The organism is Sphingobium sp. VMM, assembly GCF_056790315.1.
The window spans coordinates 15,468-30,718 of sequence record NZ_JBXGSI010000003.1 but is presented as its reverse complement, the minus strand read 5'-3'; the positions used below and the strand labels follow the sequence as shown (position 1 = coordinate 30,718).

The 15,251-nt window shown below is 65.2% G+C and carries 16 protein-coding genes and 1 tRNA gene; 4 read left to right on the top strand and 13 right to left on the bottom strand.

Annotated features, from left to right (window positions below; genetic code table 11):
- Nucleotides 1-121: 121 nt before the first annotated feature.
- Both rpmA and rplU read right to left on the bottom strand, forming a co-directional pair.
- The gene (gene rpmA, locus ACUCV3_RS04795) at nt 122-391 is read right to left on the bottom strand and encodes a 50S ribosomal protein L27 (protein ID WP_004207902.1); all 270 of its coding nucleotides are present in this window, start codon (nt 389-391) and stop codon (nt 122-124) included.
- Between the two features lie 27 nt (nt 392-418).
- Entirely contained in the window at nt 419-715 is a 297-nt protein-coding gene (gene rplU, locus ACUCV3_RS04790) for a 50S ribosomal protein L21 (RefSeq protein ID WP_004207901.1), read from the bottom strand.
- A gap of 190 nt (nt 716-905) precedes the next feature.
- Between rplU and ACUCV3_RS04785 the strand changes: the two genes are divergently transcribed.
- From ACUCV3_RS04785 to ybaL, 3 genes are all read left to right on the top strand, one after another.
- Nucleotides 906-1,289, top strand: a complete 384-nt coding sequence (locus tag ACUCV3_RS04785) for a hypothetical protein (RefSeq protein WP_097384165.1) — start codon at nt 906-908, stop codon at nt 1,287-1,289.
- A gap of 53 nt (nt 1,290-1,342) precedes the next feature.
- Complete coding sequence (locus ACUCV3_RS04780) at nt 1,343-1,471, top strand: hypothetical protein (protein ID WP_257211493.1); 129 nt, start codon at nt 1,343-1,345, stop codon at nt 1,469-1,471.
- A gap of 64 nt (nt 1,472-1,535) precedes the next feature.
- Complete coding sequence (gene ybaL, locus ACUCV3_RS04775; RefSeq protein WP_037517124.1) at nt 1,536-3,170, top strand: YbaL family putative K(+) efflux transporter; 1,635 nt, start codon at nt 1,536-1,538, stop codon at nt 3,168-3,170.
- 76 nt (nt 3,171-3,246) lie between these two features.
- On the opposite strand, the gene ACUCV3_RS04770 is transcribed toward ybaL, so the two are convergent.
- The 7 genes from ACUCV3_RS04770 to ACUCV3_RS04740 form a co-directional block, all read right to left on the bottom strand.
- The gene (locus ACUCV3_RS04770) at nt 3,247-4,983 is read right to left on the bottom strand and encodes a DEAD/DEAH box helicase (RefSeq protein ID WP_004207897.1); all 1,737 of its coding nucleotides are present in this window, start codon (nt 4,981-4,983) and stop codon (nt 3,247-3,249) included.
- Nucleotides 4,984-5,299: 316 nt separating this feature from the next.
- Nucleotides 5,300-5,998 (bottom strand): 50S ribosomal protein L1, encoded by a 699-nt coding sequence (rplA, locus tag ACUCV3_RS04765; protein ID WP_004207896.1) that lies wholly within the window; start codon nt 5,996-5,998, stop codon nt 5,300-5,302.
- 4 nt (nt 5,999-6,002) lie between these two features.
- On the bottom strand, nt 6,003-6,434 hold the full coding sequence (gene rplK, locus ACUCV3_RS04760) for a 50S ribosomal protein L11 (protein ID WP_004207895.1): 432 nt from the start codon (nt 6,432-6,434) through the stop codon (nt 6,003-6,005).
- A 269-nt stretch (nt 6,435-6,703) separates the two neighbouring features.
- A complete protein-coding gene (gene nusG / locus ACUCV3_RS04755; protein WP_004207894.1) occupies nt 6,704-7,240 on the bottom strand; it encodes a transcription termination/antitermination protein NusG in 537 nt (178 codons plus the stop codon).
- 36 nt (nt 7,241-7,276) lie between these two features.
- Nucleotides 7,277-7,480: a preprotein translocase subunit SecE gene (gene secE / locus ACUCV3_RS04750; RefSeq protein ID WP_004207893.1), complete on the bottom strand. Its 204-nt coding sequence runs from the start codon at nt 7,478-7,480 to the stop codon at nt 7,277-7,279.
- Nucleotides 7,481-7,653: 173 nt separating this feature from the next.
- Nucleotides 7,654-7,729: transfer RNA gene (locus ACUCV3_RS04745), tRNA-Trp, on the bottom strand.
- Between the two features lie 63 nt (nt 7,730-7,792).
- The gene (locus ACUCV3_RS04740) at nt 7,793-8,698 is read right to left on the bottom strand and encodes a YihY/virulence factor BrkB family protein (protein ID WP_099231805.1); all 906 of its coding nucleotides are present in this window, start codon (nt 8,696-8,698) and stop codon (nt 7,793-7,795) included.
- 159 nt (nt 8,699-8,857) lie between these two features.
- On the opposite strand from ACUCV3_RS04740, the gene ACUCV3_RS04735 reads away from it, so the two are divergent.
- Nucleotides 8,858-10,006, top strand: coding sequence for a GGDEF domain-containing protein (locus tag ACUCV3_RS04735; RefSeq protein WP_279729751.1), 1,149 nt, complete (start codon nt 8,858-8,860; stop codon nt 10,004-10,006).
- Here the strand turns inward: ACUCV3_RS04735 and ACUCV3_RS04730 are convergent.
- From ACUCV3_RS04730 to ACUCV3_RS04715, 4 genes are read right to left on the bottom strand one after another with little or no spacing between them, the layout of a single operon-like run.
- Nucleotides 10,003-11,226, bottom strand: a complete 1,224-nt coding sequence (locus ACUCV3_RS04730; protein WP_279729782.1) for a dihydroorotase — start codon at nt 11,224-11,226, stop codon at nt 10,003-10,005. The two genes, ACUCV3_RS04735 and ACUCV3_RS04730, sit on opposite strands and share 4 nt — an antisense overlap.
- 32 nt (nt 11,227-11,258) lie before the next feature.
- The gene (locus ACUCV3_RS04725; protein WP_279729753.1) at nt 11,259-12,254 is read right to left on the bottom strand and encodes an aspartate carbamoyltransferase catalytic subunit; all 996 of its coding nucleotides are present in this window, start codon (nt 12,252-12,254) and stop codon (nt 11,259-11,261) included.
- Between the two features lie 54 nt (nt 12,255-12,308).
- Nucleotides 12,309-13,919: a phytoene desaturase family protein gene (locus tag ACUCV3_RS04720; RefSeq protein ID WP_482240397.1), complete on the bottom strand. Its 1,611-nt coding sequence runs from the start codon at nt 13,917-13,919 to the stop codon at nt 12,309-12,311.
- A 27-nt stretch (nt 13,920-13,946) separates the two neighbouring features.
- Nucleotides 13,947-15,200, bottom strand: a complete 1,254-nt coding sequence (locus ACUCV3_RS04715; RefSeq protein ID WP_279729756.1) for an aromatic ring-hydroxylating oxygenase subunit alpha — start codon at nt 15,198-15,200, stop codon at nt 13,947-13,949.
- Nucleotides 15,201-15,251 lie beyond the last annotated feature (51 nt).

The window sequence follows — 15,251 nt, the reverse complement described above, 5'->3', positions numbered from 1 at the left end:
AAAGGGCGCTCCCTGTGAAGGGGCGCCCTTTTTTCCCTCGATCCCGATCGACGCACTTATGTGCGCAACCGATCAGGCGGGACGTCCCTTTTACGAAGGACGACCCGTCATCGATCGTCCGTTATTCGGCTGCCGCGGCTACCGCGTCGACCGATACATATTTGCGGCCGAGCTTGCCGTCGTGGAACACGACGCGACCTTCGCCCAGGGCGAAGAGGGTGTGATCCTTGCCCATGCCGACGTTACGGCCGGGATATACGCGGGTGCCGCGCTGGCGAATGATGATGTTGCCGCCGATCACTTCCTGACCGCCGAACTTCTTCACGCCAAGGCGCTTCGACTCAGAATCGCGACCGTTACGCGACGAACCGCCAGCTTTCTTATGTGCCATGACCTAAACTCCTTATCTAAGCTGCGCTCAGGCGATCGACACGATCTTGAGGATCGTGTGATTCTGGCGGTGGCCGTTCTTGCGGCGATAGTTGTGACGACGACGCTTCTTGAAGACGATGACCTTTTCGCCCTTCGCCTGCGCAATGATTTCGGCTGCGACGGTCAGCTTGGCTGCGTCCTTCAGGTCGCCGCCTTCGCCGGCCAGCAGGACGTCGTCCAGCGTAACCTTGTCGCCGGCTTCGCCAGCGAGCTTTTCAACGACGATCTTATCTCCGGCGGCGACGCGATACTGCTTGCCGCCCGTGCGCACGATAGCGAACATGGCTTGGTCTCTTCTCGTTCAAATCTGCTTTACGCAGATCGTCGAGGACAAAAAGCCTGTTCGACCCGCGCGGGAATGTGGCCCGGTAGTGGAATGACTCGATTCTGTCAACCGCCATGGGCCCAGCTTGTGGGCTGGTTTTTGGCTCTTAGTCTTCCTACATCGGTGATGGAAGGGAATATAAGCGCCGATGAGCAGATTACATCCCCAGGATGCGACCGGCAAGGGCAGGCTGCCCTTCATCGCATCGCTGTGGGCTGCGATCCTGGTCGCGCTTCTGTGCGCGATCGCGCCGGACGGTCCGCCTTCCAGCAAGCTCAATGGCTCCGCCTTCAGTTCCGCCACGACCGGCGTTGTGCTCAAGGCGCGCTCGCTGCCCGCGCCGCATCTCGCCCGCGCGCCCCGCCCTGATGGGGATGGGGTGGCCTTGCCCTGGCTGCTGGCGGCGGCGCTCGCCCTCATGCTCTCCTGGCGCCGTCTGGCGCCTGACGCGCCCCTGCCGCTGCCGGCAGGCCGCTACAGCCATCTTCGCGCGCGGAGTCGCCGCGCCCGCGCCCCGCCCGCCTTCCTCTGACATTTTTCCCGCCCGCCATGGCGGGCGTCCGTCAGACAGAAGGAATTGAGATCATGCCCCGCAAAAGAAAGATGCGCGGTGGCCGGCGCAATCCGCCCGGCTGGTTCATGCCTGTCGTCATGGCAGGGCTCGGCGCCGCCGGCGCCCTGCTCTCGATCGCGATGCTCGGCATCGTCGAATAATAGACAATGTTCCGCGCCGGCGGCAGGATGAAGGCCTGCTGCCGGCGGACAGGGAAGGAATTTCATGCCCCACCACACGCCCCTTATCGGGACGATCGTTGCCGGCCTCGTCGTGGCCTTCATCATGGGTGCCATCGCCCATCGCCTGAAATTATCGCCGCTGGTCGGCTATCTGGTCGCCGGCATCATGGTCGGCCCCTTCACCCCCGGTTTCGTCGCCGACAGTGGCCTCGCCAATGAACTGGCCGAAATCGGCGTCATATTGCTGATGTTCGGCGTCGGCCTGCATTTTTCACTCAAGGATTTGTTGTCGGTCAAGGCGATCGCCGTGCCCGGTGCGATCGTGCAGATCGCGGTCGCGACCCTGCTCGGCATGGGCCTTGGCTATCTGATGGGCTGGCCGCTGATGGGCGGGCTGGTCTTTGGCCTCGCTTTGTCCGTCGCCAGCACGGTCGTACTGCTGCGTGCGTTGCAGGGGGCGGACCTGGTCGAAACCCGGCGCGGGCGGATCGCGGTCGGCTGGCTGATCGTCGAGGATCTGGTGATGGTCCTTGCCCTCGTCCTGCTGCCGGCGCTGGCGGGGGTGATGAACAACGCCGATGCGGGCGGCGGGGCGAGCGCCCTGATCGCGCCGCTGGTCGGCACGCTGCTCAAGGTCGTCGGCTTCGTCGTGCTGATGCTGGTGGTGGGCCGTCGCCTCATCCCCTGGGCGCTGCACTGGGTGGTGCATAGCGGGTCGCGCGAGCTGTTCCGCCTCGCCGTGCTGGCGATTGCGCTGGGTGTCGCTTTCGGTGCCGCGATCGTGTTCGACGTGTCCTTTGCGCTGGGCGCCTTCTTTGCCGGCATGATCCTGGGCGAAACCCCGCTCAGCCGTCGCGCGACCGAGGAGACGCTGCCGCTGCGCGACGCCTTTGCGGTGCTGTTCTTCGTGTCGGTCGGCATGTTGTTCAATCCGGCGGTGGTGGTGGAACAGCCGCTGCCGCTGCTGGCCACGGTCCTCATCATCGTCGTCGGCAAGTCGATCGCCGCCTGGGGCATCGTCCGTGCCTTTGGCCATCCCAATGTCACGGCGCTGACGATCGCCGCCAGCCTGGCGCAAATCGGCGAATTTTCCTTCATCCTGGCGTCGCTGGGAGCGGGGCTGGGCGTGTTGCCGGCTGAGGCGCGCGATCTGATCCTTGCCGGTGCGATCGTGTCGATCTTCATCAACCCGATCCTCTTCTCGCTGATCGTGCGCGATCACAAGAAGGAGGAGGATGAGACGCAGGCCGACACCGCGACCGATCAGCCGCGCCTCGGCCATGTCATCCTGGTCGGCTATGGCCGCGTCGGCAAGCTGATCGCCAAGCGCCTGGCCGAGCGCCATGTCCAGTTCGTGGTGATCGAGGGCGATCCCGAACGGGTCGAGGAAGCGGAAGAGGCCGGCCTGTCGGTGGTGCGCGGCAATGCGCTGGAGGACCGGCACTTGCTGGCCGCAGGCATATGCGAGGCGCGCTATCTGCTGATCGCCGTGCCCGAAGGGTTCGAGGGCGGCGCGATCAACGAGCATGCCCGCCATCTCAACCCCAATTTGCAGGTGATCGCCCGCGCCCATAGCGATGCCGAGGTCGCGCATCTCGAAGCGCTGGGCGTGCGCCATGTCGTCATGGGCGAACGCGAACTGGCCGGGCGCATGCTGCAGCTTTGCGGCGTCGGCTGAGGGACAAAGAAAAAGGGCGGTGAACGATGGTCGATCGTTCACCGCCCTTTTTGTTCAGGAGGCTATGCCGAAGCGCTTAGCCGCGCGGCTTGCGCGGGCCGCCCGGACGCTTGGGTCCGCCCTTGAAGGGGCGGGGGGCGTAACCGGCCGGGCGCGGGCCACGGTCGTTCGAGCGATTGCCCTGGCGGCGATTGTCGCGGGCCTGCTCGCGCGGGGCGCCGTCGATCATCTCGAACGCCACGTCGGCGCCCTCGTCATTGGCCTCGCCCGAGCGCTTGACGGCCGACATGAAGCGGCTGGCGATCGCGCGCGGGATTTCGAACATGGTTTCGTTGGTGGTGATACGGATCGCGCCGATGTCGCCGCGCGACACATGGCCGCGGCGGCAGATCAGCGGCAGGATCCAGCGCGGATCGGCATTCTGGCGACGGCCGATGTCCATGCGGAACCACTGGGTATCCTCGAAGCCCGGACGCGGACCTTCCTGGCGCGGCGGCGCTTCGCTGCGGTCCAGCAGTTCCTCGGGCGCGGGCAGCGAGGCGCGGGCGCTCTTCACCAGCATCGCGGCGATTTCCTTGGCCGACTTTTCCGCCAGCAGCTCGGCGCCCAGCGCCCAATCGGCCTCGTCCAGCTCGGCCTTTTCCATCAGGGTCGAGCGCAGGCGGGCATTGTCCTGTTCCAGGATCGCTTCCTTGCTGGGCGGGGTGCCCCATTCGACCGGAATCTTGGCGCCGCGCAGCATCGATTCGACACGGCGGCGACGCGGATAGGGGACGATCAGGACGGCAGTGCCCTTCTTGCCGGCGCGACCGGTGCGGCCCGAACGGTGCTGCATCGTTTCGGCGTCGCGCGGCAGTTCGACATGGACCACCAGCGTCAGGCTGGGCAGATCGATGCCGCGCGCGGCAACGTCGGTGGCGACGCAGACGCGGGCGCGCTTGTCGCGCAGCGCCTGAAGCGCGTGGTTGCGCTCATTCTGGCTATGCTCGCCCGACAGCGCCACGGCGGCGAAGCCGCGCTCGGTCAGGCTGCTATGCAGGTGACGGACATTGTCGCGGGTGGCGCAGAACAGGATCGCGGTTTCGGCTTCATGATAGCGCAGCAGGTTGACCACTGCATTCTCGATGTCCGACGGGGCGACGGTGACGGCCTGGTAGCTGATGTCGCCATGGCCGCGTTCTTCGCCCACGGTCGAGATGCGCAGCGCGTCCGACTGATAGCGCTTGGCCATCGCGACGATCGGCTTGGGCATGGTGGCCGAGAAGAGCAGGGTGCGGCGATCTTCCGGCGCGCTGTCAAGAATGCCTTCCAGATCCTCGCGGAAGCCCATGTCGAGCATTTCGTCCGCTTCGTCGAGGACGACGGTGCGCATTCCCGACAGGTCCAGCGCGCCGCGTTCCAGATGGTCGCGCAGGCGGCCGGGGGTGCCGACGACGATATGGGCGCCATGGCTGAGCGCGCGGCGTTCCTTGGCGGCGTCCATGCCGCCGACGCAGGTGGCGATGCGGGCGCGGGCGGCGCCATAGAGCCATTCCAGCTCGCGGCTGACCTGCAGCGCCAGTTCGCGCGTCGGCGCGATCACCAGCGCCAGCGGCAGGCCGGCGACGGGCAGCTTGTCGCCGCCGGTCAGCAGTTCGGCGGCCATGGCCAGGCCGAAGGCGACGGTCTTGCCCGAGCCGGTCTGTGCCGACACCAGCAGGTCGCGGCCCTGCGCTTCGTCCTGCGTCACTTCGGACTGGACCGGGGTCAGGCTTTCATAACCCTTGGTGGTCAGCGCCTGGGCGAGCATGGAGGGGAGATGTTCAAAAGACATTTTTTCGTTTTCCATCGGTAAAGCGACCCGCCATTCCCGACGGATGCGTGAAGACCTGCCATGCTCCCGCCGTTGAGAGCCCAGGGGTAGGTCGCGTCCCTGGTTCCAAAATCCTCCCCTTGTCGGGGGAGGGGGACCGTCGACATCGCCGACGGTGGAGGGGTGTCCCCCTATGGCGCAGGCGGCGAATGCCCCTTTGCCCGGCCTTGTGGCCCTCGGGCCGCTTCTTGAGTGAGCGGCTGGTCCTATAAAATAAGAAGGCCGCCTTCCCCCGCAAGGAGGGAAGGCGGCCCCTTTAATTCTTATCCCAACGGGATCAGATCGAGGCGACTTCGGCCACGTCGACCTTCACGCCCGGACCCATCGACGACGACAGGGCGATCTTGCGGACATACTTGCCCTTCGAGCCCGAGGGCTTCGCCTTGACGATCGCGTCGACGAACGCGTCGAAATTCTTGCGCAGGTCTTCAGCCGAGAAGCTCGACTTGCCGAGGCCAGCGTGGATGATGCCGGCCTTTTCGACGCGGAATTCGATCTGACCACCCTTGGCGGCCTTCACGGCTTCGGCGACGTTCGGCGTGACGGTGCCCAGCTTCGGGTTCGGCATCAGGCCCTTGGGGCCCAGAACCTTACCCAGGCGACCCACCAGACCCATCATGTCGGGGGTGGCGATGACGCGCTGGAAGTCGATGTTGCCGGCCTGGATCGATTCGAGCAGGTCTTCGGCGCCCACGATGTCGGCACCGGCGTCGAGCGCCTGCTGAGCCTTGTCGTTGCGGGCGAACACGGCGACGCGAACGTCCTTGCCGGTGCCGGCGGGCAGGGTGACGACGCCACGGACCATCTGGTCGGCGTGACGCGGGTCAACGCCCAGGTTGATCGCGATTTCGACGCTTTCGTCGAACTTGGCGGTGGCGTGGGTCTTGATCAGGCCCAGCGCTTCGTCAACGCCGTGCAGCTTTTCGCGGTCGATCGCGGTCGCCAGGGCCTTCGCCTTCTTGGTCAGCTTTGCCATGGTCTTAGCCCTCCACCACTTCGAGGCCCATCGCGCGAGCGGAACCTTCGATGATCTTCGTTGCAGCGTCGATGTCGTTCGCGTTCAGGTCAGCCATCTTCGCCTGGGCGATTTCGGCGAGCTGGGCGCGGGTGATCTTGCCAGCGACGACCTTGCCCGGCTCCTTCGAACCCGACTTCAGGTTGACGGCCTTCTTGATCAGATAGGTGGCCGGCGGCTGCTTCGTCACGAAGGTGAACGAACGGTCCGCATAGACGGTGATGATGGTCGGCAGCGGGGTGCCCTTGTCCATCTTTTCCGTCGAGGCGTTGAACGCCTTGCAGAATTCCATGATGTTCACGCCGCGCTGACCCAGGGCAGGGCCGATCGGCGGCGAGGGGTTGGCGGCTCCGGCGGGCACCTGGAGCTTGATATAGCCCGTAATCTTCTTGGCCATTTTCACTCACTCTATAGCTGGCAGGCCTGCTGGGCAGATCTGCCGGTTCAAGTTTAGCGGTCTAGCGGCTCCCGCAAGGGAACCTCCCGCACATGTCCAGCCGCCCGTGGGGAGGCATGGAAGCGCGGCCCTATAGCGACCTTCTTGTCCAAAGGGAAGGGGGAGTCTGTCATTCGGTCGATTCGGCCGAAAGCGCAGGGCTTCCCCAACAAAAAGGGCCGCCGGCTGAAAAGCGGGCGACCCTTTTTGAACAGCCTTGCGGCGGCTGGTTACTTCGACAGTTCGACCTGTTCGAAGTCCAGTTCCACCGGGGTGGCGCGACCGAAGATCGACACCGACACCTTGACCCGGTTCTTTTCGAAATCCAGTTCCTCGACCACGCCGTTGAAGCTGGCGAAGGGGCCGTCCAGCACCTTGACGCTGTCGCCGATTTCGTAATCGACATTGACCTTGTGCTTCGGGGCGGCGGCGGCTTCCTTCTGGGCGCCGAAATAGCGGGCGGCTTCGCTCTCGCTGATCGCCTGGGGCTTGCCCGACGAACCGAGGAAGCCGGTGACCTTGGGCGTGTTCTTGACGAGGTGATAGACGTCGTCGTTCATCGCCAGCTTGGCAAGGACATAGCCCGGCATGAACTTGCGTTCGACCTGGACCTTCTTGCCGCGCTTCACTTCGGTCACGGTCTCGGTCGGAACCTCGACCTGCTCGACCAGTTGCGACAGGCCCATGCGCTCGGCCTCGGTCAGGATCGATTCCTTGACCTTGTTCTCGAAGCCCGAATAGGCGTGGATGATGTACCAGCGCGCCATGTTACCGTCTTAAACTCCCTTTTGAACGCCGAGCGTTCAACGACCCGATGCGAGGCTCAGCAGCCACTGGACGATCGCACCGAAGAAGGTGTCGATACCGAAGAAGAAGATGCCCAGCAATGAGGTCATGATGACGACCATGATCGCGGTCATGATCGTTTCACGGCCGGTCGGCCAAACGATCTTCTTCGCTTCGGTCTGCACCTGATTGACGAATTCGCTCGGAGAAGTCTTCGCCATCGCGCTGTCAGCTCACCTTCAAAATCAATACCAAAGCGCGAAACGGCGGTCCGCCCTCCCGTTTCCCGCGATAAGTCGGTGTCGGGGGAGGCAGTCGCGCTTCGCGACCGATGCTTCGCTAAGCGCACTTAGCCGCGAACCCGTGATTGTTCAAGGTTCGCGGCTAGTTCGCTTGGCAGGAGTGGAGGGACTCGAACCCACGGCATTCGGTTTTGGAGACCGACGCTCTACCAACTGAGCTACACTCCTGCACTGGCCCGAGCCAGCGAAGGAGGGCGCTTTAGCGTGGCCTATCGGGGAGGGCAAGCGACTTTATGCAACTTCTTCAACAAGAATATGCGCGCTGGTCTGGCGCTCGGCTTCCGCGTTGATCTGGGCCCCCAGCAGCACGATATACGCGGAGACGAACAGCCAGAGCTGCAGGATCACCACGGCGGCCAGCGAGCCATAGGTCTTGTTATAATCGCCAAAGGTCGAGACGTAGAAAGAGACGGCCAGCGTCGCCACCAGCCAGAACAGCGTCGCGGCGATCGACCCCACGGTCAACCATTGCCATTGCACCCGGCGGCGATGCGGGCCGAAGCGGTAGATCAGGCCGAAGATGCTGCTGGCGAGCAGGCCGGCGCAGATCCAGGTCGTCGCCTTGATCGCGAACAGCACGCCCGGTCCCCAGTTGGTCAGCAATTTCTGGAGCAGGCCGATGATCGTCGCGGTGACGACGCCGGCGACCACCACAAGCACGGCGGAAAAGGTGATTCCCATCGACACACGATAGAAGGCGAAGATGTTCCGCCCTTCCTTCTGCGCATAGACGATGTTGAGCGCCTCCATGATCGCGGAGGCTGCGCGGGTGGCGCCATAGACTGCCAGGCCCAGCGCCAGGAACAGGCCGAAGCCGATCGCCGGCTTGCGCGCGCTGACCATGCCCAGCAACTGGTCGTTGATCAGTTGGGCGGCATCGGCGGGCACGACGGTGATGATCGCCTGCATGTGGCGGGCCACGATCTGCGGGTCACCGACCAGGCCATAGGTCAGGACGACCGCGGCCAGCAGCGGGGCGATCGACAGGAAGGCATAATAAGCAACGCCAGCGGACAGCAGGCCCAGATGATTGGCCGACATGGCGGCATAGACGCGCTTCAATATCTCCCACCAGGCACGCGGCGGGATTTTCCATGGCGCATCGACATGCACCTGCTGGGCGATCGTTTCGGTCATGATTGTCCCCTGCTGAACAGGGGTAGCGCCTGAACGGCGATAGGGTTCCCTGATTCGCCTCTCTCATGGTTTTCCCCGGTTAGGGTTTCCCGTTGTTGGAGGATTAACCTCCTTTCGCTACCAACGGCCGCTCGCAGCGAGGCGGCAGGGAGCGGACAAGTGGCGGAAAAGCGCTGGCAACAGCGGCTGAAGGGCTGGGACGGCCCGTTCACGGCACCGGTGCCGGACAGCGCGCGCGAGGCTGTGCTGGATACCCAATATCGCCGTTTCCATCAGGCGCTGCCGCTTTTGTGCCTGCTGATCATGGCCAATGCCGTCGCGATGGCGCTCGCGGTGATGGGCGATCTGCCCTTGTGGCAACAGGTGACGCCGCCTGCGCTGATCTTCCTGGCCTGTGCGATATCCCTGCTGCGCTGGCGCGGCGTGCCGATCGCGACCGACGCCAGGGTGCAGGCGCGCAGCCTGAAGCGGGTCGCGCATGTCGCGCCCGCGTCCGGGCTGGTGGCGGGACTGTGGGCGGTCAACGCTTTCACCGAAACCGAAATCTATTATTGCATGGTGGCGCCGGTGTTCATCGGCATCGGTGCGCTGGTTGCGGCGACGACCTTGCTCAGCGTGCCGCGCGCCGCGATCGGGGCGATGGGCGCGGCGGTGTTGCCGATCCTGGTGAAGATGGCGCTCTATGACAATCTGGGCGTGCGGGCGATGGCGGTGATGATGGCGATCGTCACGGTGATGCAGGCCAATCTGGTGCTGGGGAAGTTTCGCGAGACGGTGGCGATGCTGGTGTCGCAGCGCGAACTGGCGCGGCTGGCCGGCACCGATGCGCTGACCGGGCTCGACAACCGGCTGAGCTTCATGCGCGCGATCGAAGAGCGGGTGGAGCGGGGCGCGGCCTTCAGCGTGCTGCTCGCCGATCTCGACGGCTTCAAACAGTGCAATGATCAGCACGGCCATCAGGCAGGGGATGTCCTGCTGACATCATTGGGTGGTCGGTTGCGCGCCTTGATGCCTGACGCGGTGAGTATCGCGCGGCTGGGCGGCGACGAATTTGCGCTGCTCCATGACGCGGAAACCGATGTCGATGCCCTGCATCGACGCATGCCGGGCATCCGGCAGGCGATCGCTGCGCCGGTGGGCTGGCAGGGGTGCAGCCTGTCAGTCGGTAGCAGCTTTGGCATCGCCACCTTCCCGCAGGACGGGGCGGAAGCCGCCGCCGTCCTGCATGTCGCCGACACGCGGCTCTATGCGGACAAGCGGCAGCGCAAGGGACGGCGATTTGTGGGGCCGCAACGCCAGATTGCTTAGAAGAACTGCCCGCCCTTCATGATGCGGCGCGCGCGGCCCTGCACCGGCACCTTGTCGAACGGCGTGTTGCCGGCCGAGGCCGCCATCTTCGCCGAATCGACGATCCATGGCGCGTCGGGATCGACCAAGATCAGGTCGGCGGCGCTGCCGGGCGCAAAGCTCCCGGCATTGACGCCCAATATCTTCGCCGGATTGGCGCTGAGCAGGGTCATCAGCCGGTTGAGGCTGACATGCCCTTCGCGCACCAGGTTGAGCGAGAGCGCCAGCAGCGTTTCGGCGCCGGCCATGCCGGGCGACGCGTCGGCGAAGGGCAGGCGCTTGTCCTCTGGACCGCGCGGATCATGGCCCGATGTGATGACATCGACCGTGCCGTCGGCGACCGCGGCGATGCTGGCATGACGGTCGGCATCGGATCGCAGCGGCGGCGACAGGCGCGCAAAGGTGCGGAAGTCGGTCATCGCCTGATCGTTGAGGAACAGATAGGCCGGGCTGATGCCGCAGCTGACTTTCAGGCCTTCGGCTTTGGCGGCGCGGATCAGGTCGAAGCCGGCTTTGGTCGTAACCAGACGGAAATGGATGGCAGCGCCGGTCTCGCGGGCCAGCATGATGTCGCGCGCGATCGCCATCGCCTCGGCGCAAGCCGGGGCGTGGGCAAGGCCCAGACGCGTCGCGGTCTCGCCACTGGTCGCCACCGCCTTGGCGGACAGGCCGCCATCCTCGGCATGGGCGATGACGGTAAGGCCCAGCCCCGAAGCGTAGGAGAGGATGCGCAGCATCACGCCCGAATCGGCGATCCACTGGCGACCGGTGCCGACCGCCTTGGCGCCGGCGATCTGCATCAGGCCCATTTCGGCCATTTCCGTACCCTTGAGGCCACGGGTCGCAGCGGCGATCGGGTGGACCCAGAAGTCGGGCTTGCCCGCGCGGGTCGCTTCCCGGATCAGGCCGACCTCGTCCAGCGGTGCGCGCTGGTCGGGCATCAGGGCGGCGCGGGTGATGCCGCCGAAGTGGAAGGCGGGCTTGTCGGTGGCGAAGACGCCCAGGTCGATCAGGCCCGGCGCGACCACCAGCCCGCCGGCATCGACCTGCTGCGCGTCGGCGGGAATGTCGACCGCGCCGGTGGCCAGGATGCGGTCACCCTCGATCAGGACGGTGCCGGGGACAAGGGCGTCGCCCGCCGGATCGGCCAGCTTGCCTTTGACGATTGCGATCCGGCTCACGCCCATCTCTTTTTCCTTGTTGGTCGGGATGCTCACGCCCATCCCTCCACGCCGCGCGCCTGGCGCGTCAAAACATCCAGGCACGCCATGCGCACCGCCACGCCCATCGCCACCTGTTCGGTGATCGCCGACCGATCGGGATCGTCCGCCACCGTGCTGGTGATCTCGACGCCCCGGTTCATCGGGCCGGGGTGCATGACAAGGGCATCGGGCTTGGCGATCGCCAGCCGTTCGGGCGTCAGGCCATAGAGCGCATGATATTCGCGCGCCGACGGGATGAAGGCACCGTCCATCCGCTCATTCTGCAGGCGCAGCATCATGACGACATCGGCGCCATCCAGCCCGTCTTCCATCCGGCTATAGGGGGTGGCGCCCAGCATCTCGACCTCGGGCGGCAGCAGGGTGGGCGGGGCGACCGCGCGTACCTGTGCGCCGAGCGCGGCGAGGCAGAGCATGTTGGACCGGGCGACGCGGCTGTGCAGCACGTCGCCGCAGATGGCGACCACCAGCCCCTCGAACCCGCCCTTGCGGCGGCGGATGGTGAGCGCGTCGAGCAGCGCCTGCGTGGGATGCTGGTGCCAGCCATCGCCCGCGTTCAGCACCGGGCAGTCGACCTTGTCGGCGATCAGCGCGACCGCGCCGGAACTGGCATGGCGGATGACGATCACGTCGGCGGCCATGGCATTGAGCGTCATGGCGGTGTCGATCAGGGTCTCGCCCTTCTTCACGCTGGACTGGCCGGCGTGCATGTTGACGACGTCGGCGCCCAGCCGCTTGCCGGCGATCTCGAACGACAGCAAGGTGCGGGTGCTGTTCTCGAAAAAGGCGTTGATCTGGGTCATGCCCGCCAGCCGGTCGTCATGCTTGCGCGCCTGGCCCTTGTTGGTGCGGGCCCAATGTTCGGCCTCGTCCAGCAGGAAACGGATTTCCCAGGGCTTGAGGTCGGCGATCGACAGCAGGTGCCGGTGCGGGAACAGCGCCCGGCCGGTCAGCTCGGGCGTTGCATCAGGAATGAAGATGTCGGGCATGAGCCGGGTCTTTAGGCCAGGCTTTCGGTTGGGGCAAGGAGGGGAAAGACCCGATCAGGCCCGGCCGCGCCATTTCCCCCACAGGGCGCGATCCTTCAGCACCTCACGCGCGGCATTATGGCCCGGCGCGCCGGTGACGCCGCCGCCCGGATGGGTGCCCGCGCCGCACATGTAGAGGCCCTTCACCGGCCCGCGATAGGCGCCATGACCCAGTACTGGCCGCGCCGCCCACATCTGGTCCAGCGTCAGATTACCATGCATGATGTCGCCGCCGACCAGGCCGAACTTGCGTTCCAGGTCGAGCGGCGAATGGATCTGGCGGGCGATCACGCTCTTCGCAAAGCCCGGCGCATGGGCCTCGACCGTGGCGATGATATGGTCGGCCGCTGTCTCGCGCTCATCGTCCCAGTTGCGCCCATCAGGCAGTTCGGGCGCGAATTGCTGGCAGAAGAGGCTGGCGACATGGCATCCCTCAGGCGCCAGACTGTCGTCGATGGTCGACGGGATCAGCATCTCGACGATCGGCTGCTTCGACCAGCCGTCGCGCTTCGCATCCAGATAGGCGCGGTCCATATAGTCGAGCGTCGGCGCGATGATGATGCCGGACTGGTGATGCTCGCCAATGCCGGGCAGGCAGGTGAAGTCGGGCAGGGCGGAGAGCGCGACATTCATGCGGAAGGTGCCCGATCCCGTCTTGAACGCCCTGATCCGTTTCAGGAAATCGGCGGGCAGGTCAGCCGGTTGCATCATTCGCTCATAGAGCAGCTTGGGGCCGACATTGGCGATGATGCTGGCGCCCATTACTTCCTCGCTGCTGGCCAGCTTCACGCCAACCGCGCGGTCGCCATCGACCAGCACATGATCGACCGGCGCCTCCAGGCTGATCTCGACGCCCATCGCCCGCACGACCTTCGCCATGGCCTGGGTGATCGTGCCCATGCCGCCGACGCTGTGGCCCCAGGCGCCCTTCTTGCCGTTCACTTCGCCGAACACATGGTGCAGCAGCACATAGGCGCTGCCCGGCGTGTCGGGGGAGGCGAAATTGCCGACCACCGCGTCGAAGCCGAAGGCGGCCTTGACCGCCTCGCTCTCGAACCAGCTGTCGAGGAAGGTTCGGGCCGATTTGGTGAACAGGTCCAGCACGTCACGCTGTTGCTCGATATCGAGCCCGGCGACACGGCGGCCCTGTTTCAGCGCCTCGACCACCATGGTCAGGCCATCGCCGACATTGGGCGGGCTTTTGAGCACCAGGTCGCGCAGTACGTCGGCCACCAATTCCAGCGCGTCATAATAAGCGGGCAGGGTGGCGGCATCGCGCGCGCTGAACCGGGCGAACTCGGCCTGGGTCCGCTCCAGCCCGCCGCCCAGTTTCAGATAGCCGCCATCGGGCTGGGGCAGGAAATTGCTGATCGGCCGCTCGATCACGCGATAGCCATGATCGGCCAGCTTCATGTCGCGGATGACCTTGGGATTGAGCAGGCTGACCGTGTAGCTGGCGGTCGAGTTGCGGAAGCCGGGGTGAAATTCCTCAGTCACCGCCGCGCCGCCGACGACAGCGCGGCGCTCGACCATACGCACCTTGTAGCCGGCACGGGCCAGGTAAAAAGCGCAGACAAGGCCATTATGGCCCGCGCCGATGATGACGGCGTCATAGGCTTTGGTCACAACATATCCCTCCCCGAAAAAGCGCCGTCATCCCCGCGAAGGCGGGGATCCATCTCCAGCCATCTCCCCATAGGTGAGGTCGGGGGATGGATTCCCGCCTGCGCGGGAATGACGAGAATCATGATAGTCGAAAGACCATCCCATTTTCGGCGCGCGATGCTGGCGCGCCTGCGGAATGATGGCGCGCATCCGTGCGCAGAAATGGCGCAACGCGACTTCCTGGTCGCTCAGGGGGCCGACGGTGAAACTGTCAGACGCCATGCCGGCCTGCACGCGGGCGACAAGCTCCGTATCCTCGGCATTGACCTGGCGGTTGATGCGCCAGTTGAGATAGCGGGCCGCCTTCATCTCCCTACGCCCATCGGGCAGCGCATAGCTGATCTCGCGGATCAGCGTCTGCGTCGGCGAGACCGGCAGCCACTGCATGAAATCCACCTGGTCGGGATAGATGTCGAAGGCGAAATTGGGCCAGAGCTTGAAATAGGTCCAAAGCCGCTGCCGATCGGGCGGCAGATGCGGGACGGCCGGCAGGAAATGCTGATAGGCGCGCTCGGACAGGTTGGCGGACGGGCGATCGAGGATCGGCCCCCACATCTTGTCGGCATAGGGGCTGGCTTCGACGCCATAGCCATCGCCCATCAGCCGCTTGAGGCCGGGATGGGCGACGGCGATGTGCAGGCCGTCGGAATAATTGTCGCCGATATTCTTCCAGTTCACCGCGCGTGGGCGCAGCGTGACGCGGCCAAGCGCGCGCAGTTCGGAAAAGCGATAGGGCGCGATCTCGTCGATATAGGGCGCCATCATCTGCGCCACCGACGGTCCGCCATCATCCTCCAGCCGGACGAACAGGAAGCCGTGGAAATTCTCGATATCGACAGGGACAAGTCCATGCCTGGACCGGTCGAGATTGCCATAGCTGCCCGCCATTGGCAGGCCCGTCAGGCAACCGTCCAGACCATAGGTCCAGGCATGGTATGGACAGACCAGCTTTCTGGTGCGACCCGAGGGCCCGTCCACTAGGCGCGCGCCGCGGTGGCGGCACACGTTGGTAAAGGCGCGGGCTTCGCCGTCATCCCCGCGGATGACGATGATGCTCTCGCCAACATAGTCCAGCACATGGAAATCGCCCGGCGCCGGCAGGTCGCTGTCATGGGCGACGATCTGCCAGCTCGGGCGGAAGATGCGGCGGGCTTCGACGGCGAAAAATTCGGGATCGCTATAGGTCCATGCCGGCAGGCTATAGCCCACGTCCGGATCCGGTCCGCATCCCGTCTCGCCCATCTACCCCGCATGCCCCATTGCAGTTGTACGCTCGTATAACGAGCGGGCGGG